Below are 16,987 nucleotides of genomic sequence, written 5' to 3'. Positions count from 1 at the left end.
GGCAGATTTGTGGGAAATCTCAACCGCTATCGCAAGACCAGCCTGCAGGCCGTGCTCGAAGAGCATGCTTCGGCAATGTCAGCCACAAGCCTGCTGGCGCCGCTGATCGACGGCCGCTCAGCGGATGTTGCGCGCGGCGTTGGACAGGGTGGTGGACAACGCGCGGCGCGACTGGGGGAGAGCAAGCATGAGAATGAGACCGATCCCGTAATTGAGGCCAACCGCCAGAAAGACCGCGAGCAGGTCTGACTGGCCGGTCAGCGACGCCGGCAGCCAGTGGTAAGCGAACCAGGCGAGCAGGGACGAGGCAATGAAAAGCCCCTGCATGACCAGGAAGTCGGCGGCCGTCACCGGGCCGACGCGATGGACCAGTACGGCAAGCACGGGAACGCGCAGCACGTAGCCGCTGATGGCATAGGCCGCGGCCACGCCAACGGCACCCCAGTGCAAGCCGACGATGAAGGCGGCGACCGTCGTCAGTGACGAATAGATGCCCCAGTGGAACATGGTCTTGGTCTTGCCCTGACAGATGAATATCCAGCCTGTGGTGCTTGAGACGGACTGGATCAGGCTGGCGATGCCCAGCCAGGCGAAAATCGGCGCCACCGGCGCCCAGCCCGGGCCGAAGAGAAGCCCCACCACCTGATCGGATGTCAGCGTCAGCGCCGCGATACCGGGCATGGTAACGGCCGCCAGCATCCAGTTGGTCCGCACATAGATGTCACGAAACCGAGCCTTGTCCTCATGGATGCGGCTGAGCAGCGGCACCATCACGCGTGTCAGCGGCTGGTTGATGTTCTGCAGCGGGAACAGCAGGAGCTTATACGCACGGTCGTAATAGCCGAGCTCGATCGCGCCGGAATATTTTCCGATGAGAATGTTGTCGAGATTGCGCGAGAAGAAGTTGGCGAGATTGAAGCCGGTCAGATTGGCGCCGAACGACAATATGTCGGCATCGACTTTCAGATCCGGCCGTTGCGGCGTCCACCGCGCCACCTGCCAGGCGGCGGCAAGCGCGACAACCGCCGAAACAGCCGGGCCGATAACCAGCGACCAGTAGCCAAGACCGGCATAGGCAGCGATCGTGGCTGCCAGAAGTCCGGCGGCAGCACTTATCACATCGTTCATTGCCAGCTGGCCGAATTGCAGGTGGCGGTTCATCAACGCCAGCGGCACCGCGGCAAGACTGCCGAACAGCAGCGGCAAGGCGGAGCCAAGGGTGATGCCGGACATGCGCTGATCGCCGTAGAACGCGGCGATGGCGGGCGCCAGGCAGGCCACCACCACGGCACTGCCCAGCCCGACCAGCGCACTGATCCAGAACACCTGGTTGAGCTGCTGCTCGCTGATGTCCTTGCGCTGAACCACGGCCTGCTGGAGGCCGAGGTTCTGAAGCAAGCCGACAAAGGCCACGATCGGCCCGACGGAAGCCACCAGGCCGAAATCCTCGGGAACGAGCAGGCGGGCGAGCAAGATGACGGAGAGAAACTGGATCACCATCTTGAAGCCTTGCGCGCCGATGGTGACCAGTCCGCCGCGCAGGGCGACACGACCGAACTGGGGGGGCGGATTGGCATTCATGAACTGAACCTCGTTTCGCCAAGCTTGATGGCGATCTGTGCGAAACGTTCGTTCAGCACATCTGCGTTGAAATCCGCCTCGATCTTCATGCGCGCGGCGAGGGTGATCTGCTCGCAGGCCGCAGGATTCTCGGCGATCCAGGAAAGTTTGCTGGCCAGCGCTGCACTATCCCGCTCGGGCGCGAGAAAACCTGTCTTGTGATCCTCGATCAGTTCGGGAATCCCCGAGTGATAGGTGCTGACCACTGTCAGGCCGGTGGCCATCGCCTCCATCAGCGAAACCGGAATACCCTCCAGATCGCCATCGCGCGCGCCGACGCTGGGCAGCAGGAACACATGGGCATCGCGCAGACGCTGCTTGACTTCGCTGTGCGGACGGGGCCCGAGAAAAGTCACCCTGTCGGCAATGCCGAGATTTGCGGCGATTCCCTTCAGCTCCTCCAGCAGTTCCCCGCCGCCGATCACCGAATAGACCCAGTCGCGCCGCGGCAGGCCGGCGAGCGCGCGCAGCGCATATTCGATGCCTTTCTTTTCGGTCAGGCGGCAGACCGAGATCAAAGACAGCGTGGCCTGCTCCCACGACCGCCACCGATAGTCGATCTCACTCGGCCGCACGCCCATATGGTGAACCACAATTTCCGCCGGCGGTGCCCCAACCTCGATCAAGGCATCGCGGAAAAATGCGTTCACCGGCAGCTGAAGAGCGCCCTTTTCGAACACAATCTTGTAGCGCGCGAGCGTGTTGTCATGCAGCGGCTCGCCGACATCGCGGCCGTGAAATATCGTCACCAGGGGGGCGGAAATCCTGCCGCGCTTGATGGCGCGGGCGACGCGCATGCCGTTGTTGCCAAAATGGGCGACGATCACGTCGGCGTTCTGCAATTTGCTGGCATAAGCGATGTCGATGGCGGTCGAGAGTTTATCCCAGAACCTGCCGGACCACTTCCTGAGCAGCGGGCGATAGCGACCCAGGCCACCCCACCAGCACACGACCTTTCCAGGCAGCGCCTGCCAGCGCGCATCGTCGATATTGCTGTCTTTGCCAAAGGAGGTCTCATTGCAGACGACGCCGACCTCCATGCCGCGCTCAAGGCAGCCGGCTATCTGGTCAAGAACGAAAGTCTCGGACAATGAGGGAAATTTGTCGACTACGAAGCAAATCTTCATCAGCAGGATGCGCTCGTGCGGCGAGTCGATTCGCCCCTGACAAACGCCGGGCGGAAAACGTGGTGCCCGAGGCACAAGACATGCAGCATGAAACTCTACCGCTGTTGGCCCACCCAGGAGGACATTAGTACAGGCCTTGCTGCACTGCAACATTTTTGCTGCAGCGTAGCAAGATTTCCCTCGACGCGGCGAGGATACCGATCAGCCCCGAGGAGCAGTGTCAGCCGGCAGATGAAGGATCCACCAGGCCCTCGGCAACGCCTAGAGGCCTGGCAGGCTGAGGTGCAAGGCTTGGTGCGGCCAGTTGGGTAACGATCTGCGCAAAACGTTCATTCAGAACATCTGCGTTGAAGTCGTCCTCGACCTTGCGGCGTGCGGCAAGCGCTATGCGCTCGCATTCCTGCGGATGTTCGGCGGCCCAGGCAAGCTTGCCGGCAAGCACTGAAACGTCTCGCTCGGGTGCAAGCAACCCCGTCTCCCCATCCTCGATGAGCTCGGGGATTCCCGAGTGATGCGTGCTTACCGCAATCAATCCGGCGGCCATGGCCTCCATGAGCGCGACCGGAATGCCTTCCATGTCGCCGTCGCTGGCAGTGACACTTGGCAGCAAAAAGAGATGCGCCATGCGAAGCCGTCGTTTCACCTCCGTGTGGGGGAGGCTGCCAAGGAATGTTACGCGACCGGTCAAGCCCAGCTCTGCGGCCAGCTTCTCCAGATCCGTCCGCAATGGACCGTCGCCGACAATGTCGTAGCGCCAGTTCAGCTCAGGATGGGACGCCGTCAGGGAGGCCAGGGCGCGCAAGGCGAACTCGACGCCTTTCTTCTCCACCAGGCGGCAAACCGTCGTCACGATCAGCTGGCTGCCTTCCCACGATTCCCAGCGATAGCTGATTTCGCGGGAATCAATTCCCATGTGGTGGACCGTGGTGTTCGCCTGGGACGCACCTGCTTCCAGCAGCATCTTGCGGAAGAAATCGTTGACCGGCAGATTCAAGCTGCCATGCTTGATGAGCCCGGCATATTGCGTTGCCAGCACGGCCTGACGCGACGGGATTGCGACGTCTGCGCCGTGAAAGATGGTTATGATCGGCGGCTTCAGGGACTTCCATTTCTTCAGCGCCGCTGCTCTCTCGCCGTTCTGTCCGAAGTGAGCGACAATCACGTCGCAGCGGTTCAGGCGGCGTGCAAAAACCATATCAAGAACGGTCGAAGCCTTGTATCGCAGGCGCGGCGACAACCGGCATACAAATGCGCTGACACCACCGGCCCATCGCCACCAATGCTGAGTTCTGGCGACCAGCGTCGCCATCGGCTCGCTCTGCCGGTCTATCCGGTCGTCACCTTTGGTCTTGTCGCACACGACCTCAATTTGAAAACCCCGGGCCAGCAGCCCGGCCATCTGGTCGACAACGAAGGTTTCCGAAAGGAGTGGGAATTCGCCCACGACAAAGCCCACGCGCATGACCCGCCCATAAGGTTGGGGCTTGCCCAGACCCCCAAGCGGTCCGCGTCGCACAAGCCCTAATGTAGACGGATAGAATACACGTTGATTGCTGCGTTGCCACAAAAATGTTGCACCGCAGCAATCAAAAGTGATCTGGGCGGATAGCCAGGCGATGCCTGGAACTGGCTCATGGAGCAATGCGCATCTGCCGTCGCCTGCGGGCGACGTAGCGCGTCAGCCGAATCGCTTAGTACGGCGCGTTTTAGGCGGCACGCTCCAGGCCGACACGCCTTGCGCTGTCGAGCACGTCCATGAACGTTGCAAACTGGCGATCTGGGTTCATTTGCGACCGCTGCGAAAACTGAAGCGCCGCCGCCGACAGCTGCTTGTACTCGGCCTCGTCGCTCCACAGTTGCCTGACCGCTGCGACCCAGTCGGCGAGCGGGGCGTCGTAGTCCAGGATCACGCCGCCGGAGCCGATCGCTTCCGGCAGACCGCCGCGCCGCGAGCCAACCACGGGAATGCCGCTGCAATGCGCTTCCGAGGCCACCCTGCCCCAGGCCTCTTCCCATTTGCTGGGCGCAAGCAGGATCTTCGTGCGGCCGTAGACCGTCTTCATGTCGCTGGTGCGGCCTTCCAGCTTGACGTTTTGGAGGGGAGCGATTGTTTGCTCGATCCGGGCCCGATGATCGTCGTCGAGCTTCCAGCTTTCGACGAACAGGAATGGAATCTCGGGACAGGCGGCGGCAATGCGCACTGCAAGGTCGAAGCCTTTTTCCTCATAGGGGTTGATGAGCGTGACGAACTCACCGGTCGTCGGCGTGCTGTAGAACGCGGGATTGATGGTCGGCGGAATGACCGTCGAATCGATGTCGAACTTTTCCTTGTAGGTACGCGCGGTGAACTCGGAATTGGCGATATAGAGCGCCGAATGCAGTTCGCGCAGGTCACCGGCCAGTTCGTGGAATTCGACATTCCTCAGATAGACGACGACAGGTACGCCTTCGGCCTGCAGCGCCTTGCCGATCGGAACCGAGTTGTGGCATTGCACCACGGCGACATCCGGCCCCAGCTTTTCGACCGCGAAGCCGGCCGCTTCCCAGGGAAACCACGCCCGCACCACCGGATAGCCCGGAAAATTGTCGATGACCGCGCGCTGACGAAGCAGCTTCATCTTGGCGCGCGCCCGGAAGCCGAACATGCCTTCGCCGAACAAAGCTGCCAGAACGGAAGCCTCGTGACCGTTCTCGCGCAATTGTTCGACCAGATGGTGGGTGCTCGACTGGACGCCGCCGCTGAATTGGGGCGTGTAGCCGGTGCCGCCTGCAAACAGAACTTTCATGGACTTGGGCTCCTTGTTGTGCCGCCCCTGCCGTCAGGCCGCCACCCTGCCGATCGAATGGTACTCGATGCCGTGGCGGGCGATGACCTTGGGGTCGTACAAATTGCGGCCGTCGAAGATGATCGGCGTGGTCAGCGCATCCTTCAGCGCGTCGAAGGACGGCGCGCGGAAGCTCTTCCATTCGGTGGCAATCAGCAGCGCATCGGCGCCGCGCAGTGCCGCCTCCTTGGTCCCGCACAAAAGCAGGTCGTCGCGCAGCCCGTAGATGGCCTGGCATTCCTGCATCGCCTCGGGGTCAAAGGCCTGTACATGGGCGCCGGCCTTCCACAGCGCTTCCATCAAGACGCGCGCCGGCGCCTCGCGCATGTCGTCGGTGTTTGGCTTGAAGGCGAGGCCCCACAACGCGAAGGTCTTGCCTTTGAGATTGCCTTTGAAATAGCGGTTCACCTTGTCGAACAGCACCGACTTCTGCTCGTTGTTGCGCTCCTCGACCGCGCGTAGCAGCTTGGCATCGAACTTGACGCCTTCGGCGGTCTTGATCAGGGCGCGCACATCCTTCGGAAAACACGAGCCGCCATAGCCAAGCCCGGGGTAGATGAAGTGGTAGCCGATGCGCGGATCTGAGCCGATGCCCTTGCGGACCTCCTCGATGTCGGCGCCCAGTTCCTCGGCCAGATTGGCCATCTCGTTCATGAAACTGATCTTGGTCGCCAGCATGCAATTGGCCGCGTATTTGGTGAACTCGGCGCTGCGCACATCCATCACGATCATCTTCTCGTGGTTGCGGTTGAACGGCGCGTAGAGCTCGCGCATGACCGCCTCGGTGTCCTCGCTGTCGGTGCCGACGATGATGCGGTCGGGCTTCATGCAGTCGGCCACCGCGGAACCTTCCTTGAGGAACTCCGGATTGGAAGCCACGTCGAAAGCCAGATCCTCGCGCCCGCGCGCCTTCAGCGTCTGGGCGATCCTGGCCTTGACCTTTTCGCAGGTGCCGACCGGCACGGTCGACTTGCCGACGATGATCTTGGGTTTGTCCATCTCCCGGCCGATGGTCTCGGCGACCGCCAGCACATATTTGAGGTCGGCCGAGCCATCCTCGCCGGGCGGCGTGCCGACCGCGATCATCTGGATCTCGCCATGCTTGACCGCGGCCGCGGCATCGGTGGTGAACTTGATGCGACCGGCGGCGTGGTTCTCCTTGACCAGAGTTTCGAGCCCGGGCTCGAAAATCGGCACGAGGCCCTGGTTGAGCCGCTCGACCTTGTCCGCATCGATATCGACACACACCACCTGGTGCCCGACTTCCGCCAGCACCGCGGCCTGCACGAGGCCGACATAGCCTATTCCAAAGACGGTCAAATTCATTCGGTTTGGTTCCTGTTCATGACCTTGAACCGTGTCTGGTCGACCGGTTCAGATGCTCTTTTACTTTATGCTGCATGCCAGCGATTCCGGGAACTGGCACGGCTCACCCAATGCCGTGAACGCGACGCGATCGACTTGCATCGTGACCTTGCGGCCCGGATCCGAAAAGGGACCCATCCAACTGGTTAGCGTATCGCTGCCCCAGAGGCTAAAGAAAATCTTTTGCGGATGGGTCGGCAGTTCGGCGGGGTTCGTCACTTCCTGGACGAGCTTGCCGTTGACGTACCAGCGCAGCCGGTCCTTTTCCCAGACGAAGCCGTAGTCGTTGAAGGCCTTGTCGGCGCCGCCTTCGACCTCGGCAAGCTTCTCGTTTTTCGGCTTGCCCAGAATGTAGCTGTTCACCTGAACCTTGGACGTGTCTTTGGTCAGGACCTCGAAGTCGATCTCATCCCAGGGCTGCTTGTCGGCGGGGCCGATGTAGGAGAAGAACGCGGCATTGAGGCCGGAGCCGGTGTCGGTCTTCATCCTGGCTTCATAGACCCCGTAGCCGAAGCGCATCTTGGTCTGGATCTCAGCGCAGGCAAACTCGCGATCCTTCAGTTTCCGCTTCTCGAAACCAAGCGCCAGCATGCCGTCGGATAGGCCGACCAGGCTTTTCGACCAGATGCAGTTCTGATGAGCGCCGTTCGTCCAGCCGTCGGAAACATACCAGCGCGCATGATCGAAACTGCTGAAATCATCGACGAATGATGGCGAGCTCGGCATATCCTGAGCGTGAGACGGGATGGGGCCTGCAACCAGGCTTGCGAGAGCGACCAGCAGAAAAGCTGCACCCGAGCACAGTCGCCGCAGGGGACCCTGCTGGATCCGGTGCCAGAACGGCATACCGTCGGTCATAGTGATCGAGGTCTTCTTCGGATCTGCGTTCATACCAAACTCACCTTTGCGTTGTGTGCCCCCAACCCAAAGTCTCCAGTTGACCCGCTTGCAAAGCGGGCCGCCTTGATCCTCCGTCCCCAAACTCCTTGTGTTTCCGTGCCAGATTTTGGCGTCCGGAGCGGACGCCGACACAGGACCTACACCGTCAAGCCGCGCCGGCACCGGTACGCTTGCCGAATTCGGCTTCCGCCGTTGAACCTTGCGGTCCGTTGTCGACGACCATCGCATCCAGCGAATGGCGCAGCTCCCTCATCAAGCTGTTCTGATGCGCCAGCGCCGCGATGCGCCGTTCGCAATTCAGGATCGAGTTCGTCAGCTCGTTGACTTCGGACGACCTTGAGGAGGACGCCGAGCCATTCTCCATCGCCTCGACCAGAAAGGCCGCGTTGGTGGCCTTCGAGCGATAGCGATTCTCAAGCCCGGTCTTCTCCGCCGCGATCTCGGCGGCAATCTGATCGAACAGCCTTGCCAGGCGATCGAAGCGCGAGAGATCGGTCTGCCGGTCCCGAGCCGGGTCCCTGGACCTGAAGCCAAATATCGAAGCCATCGGGTTGGCCTTTCAAAATTGCTGCAACGCAACATACAGTGCCATCCCTAGAACGAGTAGGCAACCTCCCAGTTCCGGAAAGACCGTCTTTTCGGCGTTGCGGCCATTGCCGCGGGCAGGAGTGAGGCTACTTTTCCGCCGGCGCGCGGGTCCCGGCCATAAGGAAGCGCAAGGGCTGCACCTGTTTTTGGACCGTGGCAAAACCGGCGCGACGAAACAGCGCGTCCAGCTTGTCGGAGGCCACGCCGCGAACGATGGGAATGAGGTTTGATTGACTGGCGAAGGCATAGGCCGCGGCCGACGCCAGACCGCGCTCGGCCTTGACGTCGAGGAAGTTGCGCAGCCGGTATTTGTCGCGCACATGCCGTTCGTGGCGTCTCAGCACAGCCTTCGAGCCTTCCGGCAAACTGCCGATCTGAAGCAGCGCCAGATCCGCATCGGCCAGACGCTTCAGATCCTGCGTCTTGTGCCGGCCGCTCAGCGAATCAGCGCGCACGATGGCGCCGTAACCGCAGGACCGGATGACCTTGAAACGCGCGCCGCGGGCGACCGCGCGCGCATAGAGCTCGTAGTCTTCGCCCAGACGCAGGTTTTCGTCGTAACGCAGCCCGTGCCGGTCCAGGAAGGCCCTTGATATCACCGGCTTGAGGAAGCCCAACTCACCGCGCTGAACACGCCGACTGGAGATGTTGCCTTCGATAAACTGTTCGAAGTCGAGGAACTCCGGATCGGCTGAAAAAGATGGGGCGACGATCTTCGAAACATCGGTGGCCGCATCGTCCCTGATGAGCATGATGTTGTCGGCGGCGAAATCCCAGTCGGCGCTGGCAAACAGGGTGCGAAACCTGCCCTCGAGGAAGAAATCATCGGCGTCCAGAACGCTGATGAACGGCGATTTCGACCCGGCAATCGCGGCGTTGCGTGCAAAGGAGGGGCCTCGATTGACGTCGAGACGCATGACCGAAAGCCTGCCGCTGCCATCGTCGGCGGCGCCGGCCACTTTGGCGGTGTCATCGGTGGAGGCGTCGTCGACGACGACGACTTCCGCCACCTCCGGCTCACGCAACGCCGAGGCGATGGCGGCCGGAATTGTCCGGGCCGCATTGCGGGCGGCGATGATCACGCAGACCTGGGGTTCTGTCGGGGACATGGATTCACCTTTCGATTGCAAGTCGTTCCGTACCCCCATAGCCGAGCCCGGCTTGATGCCCATGCTCATAGACGCTCCGGCCGCTCGAAAAGACGCCGGCTGAGATCAGCGGACGCAGCCCAGCCGGCCTCGGTAAGATAGCGAACAGGTTCGCGACCACACAGTTCCCACAGCACCGTGCGCCGCTGCGGCCATCGCAAGGACGACAGCCAGGGCGCAATGACCATGTGGAACAGGTCTTCATTGCCGATGCGCGACAGAATGCGGGTGGCCCGCTCCGACAGAAGCGTACCGGTGCCGCCAAGAAGCACGTCGGCAGCGCGCAGACCGAGTAGCAACGTGTCGGCCAGTCCCTGCTCCGCAGCGTAGTCGAGCACATTTTGCTGCTCGGCTTCGCTCAGGCGGCTGGCGCTGGCCCTGATATCGCAGACATAGCCTGCACAGGGTTCGCGATTGAAAAGCGCCTTGGCGACGCTGATGCAGGAAAGCAGCAAGGTGTCAGAAGCCGAGATGAAAGGCATGCTGGCGCCGGCGATGGCGACCGAGCGCTTGCGCCGCAGAAAGCCATCGGTATCGCGCGGGCTCGGCGAACCGGGCTGCTGGAGCCGGTAGTGGAGGTCGACGGTGGACGGCTTTGGCCCGCTGTCGCGCACCATATGCTGCTCGCCCAGAAAGCGAACCCACCAGACGGAACGGGACTTGCCGGCGACCTCGTAGCCAATCGAGCGGAGCGCTTCACGGGCTTTGTAGAAGCCGGCCGGCGACACCAGGATGTCAACGTCTCCCGAAGGCTTCATGAAATGATCGCCATAGAGCAAATGCTGCTGAAACGGACCCTTCAGGAAGACGAAATCGATATGCTTGTCGCGTAGCACCTTGTCGATCGCCATCGAGTCCATGATGCAGGACGAGTTCATCGAAACCGTGCGCCGGCGATAGGTGTCGAGCCATTCAAGCAATCCGGGCGGCGCCTGGCTTGCCGGCGTGCGTGACAATGCCTTCAGAACGAAGGTCGCAACCTTGTTGAGCCTGGCGATGTCGGCGACGCTGGCAGCGGAGATAGCCGGCACAGACGTTGTGCCGGCACCCGACCCCGAGGCGAAATAAAGCCTCAGGCACGCCTGCACATAGGCGACTTCATCGGCGCAGTCAGCCGCACGCAGTCTTTCGTAGGAACCTTCCTGCAAGGCCATTCTGCGCAAAGTCTCCGGAAAAAATTAGCACGCCGTGTTATATTGCAAGTGCGAAGGAAAGCATCGCCAAAATCGTCCCCGGCGTCCAGCCTTTCCTTCAGCGCGCATTTCCTTGCAACCAGAGCGTTTACAGGCACAACCCCGTAGACGGGCGGAAAGCGTGGCCAAAATCCCGACCGCTGTGGGGGATGCAACCGCAAATCGACCGGCATTTGCACTATTTTGGCGCATATTTCGAGTTGCTTAAAAAGTAATCACTTTTAGAGGAAACATTTATCGTAATTAAATCAGATGCTTATTTAGATAGCACGGATGCGCCGTTGAATTCGTTTGTGAGGCGTGGCTAGGATGTGACTGCCAACGGTTTGATCACCGTTGGAGGCAAGCGCAACCAACAATTGATTAACCGTTGGTAAATCAGGCTTGACTCATACACAACGCACATGCAGCTATTGCAATGCAGCATAGAATGCGCTGCCGGCACTCGACAGGCCGTTTCCAGTCCTTATTGGAGAGTAACATGGAACAGAATGTTGAAAAGCAAGAGTACGAAACGCCAAGCCTGACGGTTCACGGTTCTATCGAAACCATCACCCAGGGCGGCGGCGGCAATACGGCGATTGACGCGGCATTCCCCGCGCACACGCCGATCAGCCAACTTACGTTCTCTTGAACTTACTTTCGTCTCAGAGTGACGACGTTGGGGCTCTGGGCGCAAGTGATAATGGAGGGCCGGGGGACAAGATCACCCGGCCCTCTACCTCCCCTGGAACTCCCGAAGCGTAGCGTAAACGAGATTTTAGGATGAGCTGGAACCCATCAGACGACGATCGCGTCCGTGCGACCGAAGATGCCGTAGCCTGCGAATTCGGCACCGGGCTGGCGATCCTCGATCTGAGATCCAACATCTACTACAGCCTGAACAGCGTCGGAGCCTATATCTGGGAGCTGATCCAGGAGCCAAGGCCTATTTCTGAAATCCGTAGCGCCGTGCTTGCGCGCTACAATGTCGACCCCGCGCGCTGCAAGGCCGATGTCGACGGATTGCTGAAGGGTCTGGCCGATTCAGGACTTGCGAGGCTCCACCATGAGGAACTTGCCTAGGGTTCTCTCCCTGAGTGGTTCGGAAATGCTGTTTCTCGCCCGCTGCCTTCTGGTGGTCGCTGCGGTACGGCTGGGGCTGACGCTGCTCTCCTACAATCATGTTCGCCGCATGGTGACGCGGCTGGATGCGCAGCAGCCGGCCGGCATCGGCGATCTGCGGCGCGTCGCCTGGGGCGTGGCGGCAGCGGCCCGTCTCGTCCCCTATGCCAGCTGCCTTACCCAGGCGCTTTCCGGGCAATATCTTCTTGCCCGCCAGGGCAACGCTTCCAAAATACGCATCGGCATCGAGCGTGATACCGGCACGCAACTGAAAGCGCATGCCTGGCTGATGAGCGGCGACCAGATTGTGCTCGGCGGTTCCATCGACCGGTTCGCCCATCTCGTCGACCACGGTCAGTAGCCGATGAGCGGCGTCGCCGGAATTCTGCTCAGGCAAGGGCAAGCGCCCACTGCAGCCGCGGCCGACATCCAGCAGATGCTTGCACGCATGCATCACCGGGCTCGTGACGGCAGTTCGTGGTGGACCGACCCAAGCGTCGCTCTTGGCCACGCATGGCTCAACACAACGGACGAAGCGGGCCCCGGCCCGCTGACCATGGGCGACGGCAAACTGGCGATCACCGCCGACTGCCGGCTGGACAATCGCGACGAATTGCTGGCGAGGCTGGGCATCAGGGACAGCTCGGTTGCCGATGCCACATTGCTGATGCGTGCCTATCTGCGGTGGGGCGAGGCCTGCCCGGTGCATCTGCAGGGCGACTTCGCCTTCGCCATCTGGGACGGCGAACGCCAGACGCTGTTTTGCGCCCGCGATCATTTCGGGGTCAAACCCTTCTACTACCATTCGACTGACCGGCGTTTCGTCTTTGCCTCGGAGATCGGGCCGATCCTCGGCGTCGACGGTGTCAGCGCGCGCGTCAGCGACCATCAGATTTCCGGATTTCTGGCCGGGCTTCCGGACGATCCGCAGTCCACCCACTACAGCGAAATCTTCCGCTTGCCGGCCCGCCACAGCCTTACAGTTACCGGCAGCCAGGTGGTGCTGCGCCGGTACTGGCAGATCGAGCCGTCGCAAAGGCCGATGCGATCGGATGCCGCCGACGAATTTCGCCATCTGTTTTCACAATCGGTCCGCAACCGGATGCGGGGAACCTCGGCGGTTGGTGCGATGCTGAGCGGCGGCCTCGACTCCTCCTCGATCGCCTGTGTGGCAGGCCTGCAGAACGCCACTGAGCGAAAGCCGAGACTGCCCACCTTCTCATTGATTTTCGAGAAGGGCTCCTCGATGGATGAACGCCCCTTCATCGATGCCGTGCTGGAGCAGAAGAAGGTCGACGGGACGCTGATCGCCGTCGGCAACTACGCGCCATTCGCGGAGTTCGACCGCATCCTTGAAGAGCAGGAAGGGACCTTCCTGGCGCCCGGCCTGTCGCTGACCCGCAGCATTTACAGGACCGCGGGGGCGAAGGGCATCAAGGTGCTGCTGGACGGCCATGGCGGCGACGAAGTCGTTTCGCAAGGCCATGGTCATCTGCACGAACTTGCCAATGCCGGCAAATGGATGGAGCTGTGGCGGGAGATGCGTGGCGCCGCCGACACCTATGGCGACGGCATGCTCGGCCTGTATTTCCAGTTCCTGACCATTTACGGGCCGGCATGGCGCATTGCCAAGCTCAGACATGCGGCAAACCGCATCCTGAACCGGATACGCACGCCGGCGCCACGCGGCGGAAGCTGGCGCGACCTGATCAATCCGGACCTGGCCAGGCGAACCGATCTTGTCGAAAGATTTCACCGAGCGGGCTATATGCCGCCAAGCGTCAGCGCCAGCGAGTCCCTGACGCATCGCTGGATCCTTTCAAACGGCTATGTGCCGCATGCCTTCGAGGTTCTCGACAAGGCCGGGGCCAATTTCGGCGTCGAGCCACGCTATCCGTTCTGGGACAAGCCGCTGGTCGAGTTCTGCCTGGCACTGCCGGGTGAGGAAAAACTGAACCGCGGCTTTGGCCGCTATGTACTGCGCCGCGCCATGGAAGGCGTCTTGCCCGCGGCGGTTCAGTGGCGGCGCGACAAGATCGATTTCACCGCCAATCTCGTCAACGGCATGCTCGGCAACCACCGCGATCTCCTGGAGCAGGTGCTCGTCTCGGATGCCAGGCGCATCGCGCCCTATGTCAACCTGCCAGCGGTGACTGCTGCGTATGCACGGCTGTTGCGCCAGCCGGACCAGGCTGCGCCGCTGGATGTCCAATATGTCTGGCGCTCGGCCTCGCTGTCTCTCTGGCTGCGGCAGCTCCAGCACGGTGGGAGTCCCGCATGATGCCTCGCAACACATCGCTTGCCGCTGACCTGCGACATGACCAGGTCCATTTGCAAGGCCAGGCAGTGCGACAACGCCGCTTCTACAAGGCCTACGGCCTGACGATCAGTTCGGACGTGGCGTTGCCCGAACTGGAGCCGGCCGAGCCGGCGACGGCCGATATCGTGATCGCGGTCGGTCCGATCGACTTGCCGGCGCCTTTGCTCGAGGCCGGCACCGCTTTTCGGTTCGAGCCAGATTGGCAATATCTGGCATGGCCGGCGGTCGGCGCGTTTCTGATCAGCGATGCCTGCCGGATCGACGTGGACCCGGCGCCAGGGATCGACGACCAATTGATCGCGTTTCCGCTGCTGGGACCGGTGCTGGCGCTGCTGTTGCATCAGCGCGGTCTGCTCGTCCTTCACGCCAGCGCCATTGCCGTCGGCGGCAAAAGCGCGATCTTCATGGGCGACAAGGGCGCCGGCAAATCAACCACGGCGGGCGCGATGATCCGGGCCGGGCATGGATTGCTTACAGACGATGTCGTGGCGCTCGATCTGGCGGCCGAGCCGATGATCGTTCCGGGCTTTCCGCAGCTGAAGCTGGCCGCCGACGCCGCCGCCGCGATCCCGATCAGACAGGCGGAAGTGCGCCCGCAGGTGCATCCCGCGATCGACAAGACCCAGCATCGCCTGCATGGCGGATTTTCGAGCGACACGGTACCGGTGACGAGAATCTACATCCTCGAGCGCGGCGAGAAGGCAGCAATATCGCCACTGCCGGGCCTCGGTGCCTTGCCGGCAATCATCAAATTTTCCTACGTGACACGCTTCGGCCGCCCGGCCCTGGTCGGCGACTTTGCCGCGACGCACCTTCGCCAATGCGCCCGGCTGGCCGACCATGTCGGCGTGTGTCGCCTTGAAGTGCCGACCGGCCTCGATCGTATCGGCGAAGCCGTCGAGCTGATCGAGAAGGATCTGGCGGCCGACGATCGGCGGCGGTGAGCAAAGCATGGCTGGATCATCACGCCTTCGCCTGTCGCTGTTGCGGGACGTCGCCGGGTTCGGCGCCGTCGTCGCCCGCATCGGCGGGCGGAGAGCCTGGACGGCGTTGATCTTCCTGATCCTGGGAAGCCTGACCGAAGGCATCTCGATCCTGCTTCTCGTTCCCTTGCTGCATCTGGTGGGGCGGCCCGACGAGAATTTCGCGATCAAGCTGCCCGACAACGACTTGGTGCGCTGGCTGGTGCCGGACGGGACGCTGCAATTGACGACGGTGCTTTGCATGCTCGTCGGGCTTGTCGTGCTGCAAGCGGCTTTCAACCGCTTCAAATCCGTCTACATGGCCAGCCTTCTGCTCGATTTCATCAACCGCCTGCGGATGAACCTGTTCGAGAGCATCGGCAGGGCGCGGTGGGGAATATTCGCCCGCATGCGAAGTTCCGACCTCGACCATGCCCTGACCGGCGACATCGACCGCGTGCAGGCGGCGGCCTTCTCGCTGATGATGCTGGTGCAGATCGCCGTGCTGCTGGCCGGCTACCTCGTGGTCTCGCTGTTCATTTCGCCGACAATGACATCGGTCGCCATCGTGATCGGCGTGCTGACGTTCGTGGCGCTGCGACCGTTTCGAGCCCGGGCTACCGCATTCGGCCGGGTGCTGACGGCCAATCGTCAGGATCAATACCGCACGGTCTCGGAGTTTATCGGCGGCATTAAGGTGGCCAAGAGCCTGAACGTCGAGGCGACTTACTACGCGCAGCTCCAGTCGACGCTGGAAAGGATGAAGACCGACAATATCAACTATGTGCGCAACAGCTCCATCGGCACCGCGCTGTTCCAGGTGGCCAGCGTCGTCGGCTTAAGCCTGTTCGTCTACATCGCGTTGGTTCGCTTCCACCTCTCGCTTGCCGAGATCGTCGTCCTGCTGCTGGTTTTCATGCGCATTGCGCCGCGTTTCATGGACATGCAGACGCAGGCCCAGCAGGTTTTGATCAATTTGCCGGCCTATACCTCGATGCGTGACTTGCAGACGCGTTTCGACGCCGAGCGGGAACCGGCGAATGCCGAGCCGCAGGCGAATGGAAAACTGTCGCTCGATAAGGGTCTGAACATACGCAATGTTTCGTTTGCCTATGGTGACGGCACCGGCAAGCCGGTGGTCAGCGACATCACCTTCGGTCTTCCCGCCGGCAAGGTGACGGCGCTTATCGGCCCTTCAGGCTCGGGCAAGAGCACGATCGCCGATATGCTGCTTGGCCTGCTCGAGCCGACGCAAGGCAGAATTCTCGCAGACGGCGTCGAGATCAATGCCGCCAATCACCGGCGCTGGCGCGATCAGGTGGCGTATGTGCCGCAGGATGTGTTCCTGCTGCACGAAACGATCGCCGCAAATCTGCGCCTTGCCGCGCCACAAGCCAGCAATGACGATCTTTGGAAAGCACTTCGATCGGCGCATGCCGCGGAGTTTATCGAACGGCTTGAACACCAACTGGACACAGTGGTCGGCGACCGCGGCGTCCGGCTCTCGGGCGGTGAACGCCAGCGTATAGCGCTGGCGCGGGCACTGCTTCGCAAGCCGTCTCTGCTCATCCTGGATGAAGCCACCAGCGCGCTCGACTGGCAGAACCAGTCGTTGATCGCCAAGTCGATCGACGGGCTGCGCGGTTCAATGACGATCCTGACCATTGCGCACCGGCCATCGATGATCGCTTTCGCCGACTGGGTCGTGGCCATGGAAAACGGCCGGATCGTCGAAGTCGGGCAGTATCAGCGGCTGAAGGAAAAAACCGGAAGCCGATTGTCCCAGATGCTGTCAGGCGAGCAATCCGAGCGGGAGCCGGCCGACGCGACCTGAG

The 16,987-nt window shown here is 61.7% G+C and carries 15 protein-coding genes; 6 read left to right on the top strand and 9 right to left on the bottom strand.

Annotation, left to right across the window (positions count from 1 at the left end):
- Positions 1 to 117 precede the first annotated feature (117 nt).
- From AC1DXU_RS19300 to AC1DXU_RS19260, 9 genes are all read right to left on the bottom strand, one after another.
- A complete protein-coding gene (locus AC1DXU_RS19300; protein ID WP_477371518.1) occupies positions 118 to 1,581 on the bottom strand; it encodes a lipopolysaccharide biosynthesis protein in 1,464 nt (487 codons plus the stop codon).
- On the bottom strand, positions 1,578 to 2,747 hold the full coding sequence (locus AC1DXU_RS19295) for a glycosyltransferase (protein WP_477371516.1): 1,170 nt from the start codon (positions 2,745 to 2,747) through the stop codon (positions 1,578 to 1,580). The genes AC1DXU_RS19300 and AC1DXU_RS19295 overlap by 4 nt, the downstream gene beginning before the upstream one ends.
- A gap of 220 nt (positions 2,748 to 2,967) precedes the next feature.
- Positions 2,968 to 4,209, bottom strand: coding sequence for a glycosyltransferase (locus tag AC1DXU_RS19290; RefSeq protein ID WP_477371514.1), 1,242 nt, complete (start codon positions 4,207 to 4,209; stop codon positions 2,968 to 2,970).
- Between the two features lie 244 nt (positions 4,210 to 4,453).
- Complete coding sequence (locus AC1DXU_RS19285) at positions 4,454 to 5,533, bottom strand: glycosyltransferase (RefSeq protein WP_477371512.1); 1,080 nt, start codon at positions 5,531 to 5,533, stop codon at positions 4,454 to 4,456.
- Positions 5,534 to 5,566: 33 nt separating this feature from the next.
- Positions 5,567 to 6,898 carry a UDP-glucose dehydrogenase family protein gene (locus AC1DXU_RS19280; RefSeq protein WP_477371510.1) on the bottom strand — a complete coding sequence of 444 codons (1,332 nt, stop codon included), beginning with the start codon at positions 6,896 to 6,898 and terminating at the stop codon, positions 5,567 to 5,569.
- Between the two features lie 60 nt (positions 6,899 to 6,958).
- Positions 6,959 to 7,828, bottom strand: coding sequence for an endo-1,3-1,4-beta-glycanase ExoK (gene exoK / locus AC1DXU_RS19275; RefSeq protein WP_477371618.1), 870 nt, complete (start codon positions 7,826 to 7,828; stop codon positions 6,959 to 6,961).
- 154 nt (positions 7,829 to 7,982) lie between these two features.
- On the bottom strand, positions 7,983 to 8,384 hold the full coding sequence (locus tag AC1DXU_RS19270; protein ID WP_477371508.1) for a hypothetical protein: 402 nt from the start codon (positions 8,382 to 8,384) through the stop codon (positions 7,983 to 7,985).
- Between the two features lie 127 nt (positions 8,385 to 8,511).
- Positions 8,512 to 9,534 carry a glycosyltransferase family 2 protein gene (locus AC1DXU_RS19265; RefSeq protein ID WP_477371616.1) on the bottom strand — a complete coding sequence of 341 codons (1,023 nt, stop codon included), beginning with the start codon at positions 9,532 to 9,534 and terminating at the stop codon, positions 8,512 to 8,514.
- Between the two features lie 65 nt (positions 9,535 to 9,599).
- A complete protein-coding gene (locus AC1DXU_RS19260) occupies positions 9,600 to 10,727 on the bottom strand; it encodes a nucleotidyltransferase family protein (RefSeq protein WP_477371506.1) in 1,128 nt (375 codons plus the stop codon).
- A gap of 520 nt (positions 10,728 to 11,247) precedes the next feature.
- Between AC1DXU_RS19260 and AC1DXU_RS19255 the strand changes: the two genes are divergently transcribed.
- The 6 genes from AC1DXU_RS19255 (at position 11,248) to AC1DXU_RS19230 (ending at position 16,986) form a co-directional block, all read left to right on the top strand.
- Positions 11,248 to 11,400: a lasso peptide gene (locus AC1DXU_RS19255; RefSeq protein ID WP_477241176.1), complete on the top strand. Its 153-nt coding sequence runs from the start codon at positions 11,248 to 11,250 to the stop codon at positions 11,398 to 11,400.
- A 131-nt stretch (positions 11,401 to 11,531) separates the two neighbouring features.
- On the top strand, positions 11,532 to 11,831 hold the full coding sequence (locus AC1DXU_RS19250; RefSeq protein ID WP_477371504.1) for a PqqD family protein: 300 nt from the start codon (positions 11,532 to 11,534) through the stop codon (positions 11,829 to 11,831).
- Entirely contained in the window at positions 11,815 to 12,231 is a 417-nt protein-coding gene (locus AC1DXU_RS19245; RefSeq protein WP_477371503.1) for a lasso peptide biosynthesis B2 protein, read from the top strand. Before AC1DXU_RS19250 ends, AC1DXU_RS19245 begins: the two co-directional genes overlap by 17 nt.
- 3 nt (positions 12,232 to 12,234) lie before the next feature.
- A complete protein-coding gene (locus AC1DXU_RS19240; RefSeq protein WP_477371501.1) occupies positions 12,235 to 14,151 on the top strand; it encodes a lasso peptide isopeptide bond-forming cyclase in 1,917 nt (638 codons plus the stop codon).
- On the top strand, positions 14,148 to 15,134 hold the full coding sequence (locus tag AC1DXU_RS19235) for a phosphoenolpyruvate carboxykinase (ATP) (RefSeq protein ID WP_477371499.1): 987 nt from the start codon (positions 14,148 to 14,150) through the stop codon (positions 15,132 to 15,134). Before AC1DXU_RS19240 ends, AC1DXU_RS19235 begins: the two co-directional genes overlap by 4 nt.
- A 7-nt stretch (positions 15,135 to 15,141) precedes the next feature.
- Positions 15,142 to 16,986, top strand: coding sequence for an ABC transporter ATP-binding protein (locus AC1DXU_RS19230; RefSeq protein ID WP_477371497.1), 1,845 nt, complete (start codon positions 15,142 to 15,144; stop codon positions 16,984 to 16,986).
- The last annotated feature ends 1 nt before the right edge of the window (position 16,987 follow it).

It is taken from the genome of Mesorhizobium sp. P3_A10 (assembly GCF_056403175.1).
This window is presented reverse-complemented; position numbering and strand designations above follow the sequence as displayed.

Bases quoted from the DNA above. Each gene is read 5' to 3' on its own strand.
- AC1DXU_RS19300 (WP_477371518.1), bottom strand. From the start codon at position 1,581: ATGAATGCCAATCCGCCCCCCCAGTTCGGTCGTGTCGCCCTGCGCGGC.
- AC1DXU_RS19295 (WP_477371516.1), bottom strand. From the start codon at position 2,747: ATGAAGATTTGCTTCGTAGTCGACAAATTTCCCTCATTGTCCGAGACT.
- AC1DXU_RS19290 (WP_477371514.1), bottom strand. From the start codon at position 4,209: ATGCGCGTGGGCTTTGTCGTGGGCGAATTCCCACTCCTTTCGGAAACC.
- AC1DXU_RS19285 (WP_477371512.1), bottom strand. From the start codon at position 5,533: ATGAAAGTTCTGTTTGCAGGCGGCACCGGCTACACGCCCCAATTCAGC.
- AC1DXU_RS19280 (WP_477371510.1), bottom strand. From the start codon at position 6,898: ATGAATTTGACCGTCTTTGGAATAGGCTATGTCGGCCTCGTGCAGGCC.
- exoK (WP_477371618.1), bottom strand. From the start codon at position 7,828: ATGAACGCAGATCCGAAGAAGACCTCGATCACTATGACCGACGGTATG.
- AC1DXU_RS19270 (WP_477371508.1), bottom strand. From the start codon at position 8,384: ATGGCTTCGATATTTGGCTTCAGGTCCAGGGACCCGGCTCGGGACCGG.
- AC1DXU_RS19265 (WP_477371616.1), bottom strand. From the start codon at position 9,534: ATGTCCCCGACAGAACCCCAGGTCTGCGTGATCATCGCCGCCCGCAAT.
- AC1DXU_RS19260 (WP_477371506.1), bottom strand. From the start codon at position 10,727: ATGGCCTTGCAGGAAGGTTCCTACGAAAGACTGCGTGCGGCTGACTGC.
- AC1DXU_RS19255 (WP_477241176.1), top strand. From the start codon at position 11,248: ATGGAACAGAATGTTGAAAAGCAAGAGTACGAAACGCCAAGCCTGACG.
- AC1DXU_RS19250 (WP_477371504.1), top strand. From the start codon at position 11,532: ATGAGCTGGAACCCATCAGACGACGATCGCGTCCGTGCGACCGAAGAT.
- AC1DXU_RS19245 (WP_477371503.1), top strand. From the start codon at position 11,815: ATGAGGAACTTGCCTAGGGTTCTCTCCCTGAGTGGTTCGGAAATGCTG.
- AC1DXU_RS19240 (WP_477371501.1), top strand. From the start codon at position 12,235: ATGAGCGGCGTCGCCGGAATTCTGCTCAGGCAAGGGCAAGCGCCCACT.
- AC1DXU_RS19235 (WP_477371499.1), top strand. From the start codon at position 14,148: ATGATGCCTCGCAACACATCGCTTGCCGCTGACCTGCGACATGACCAG.
- AC1DXU_RS19230 (WP_477371497.1), top strand. From the start codon at position 15,142: ATGGCTGGATCATCACGCCTTCGCCTGTCGCTGTTGCGGGACGTCGCC.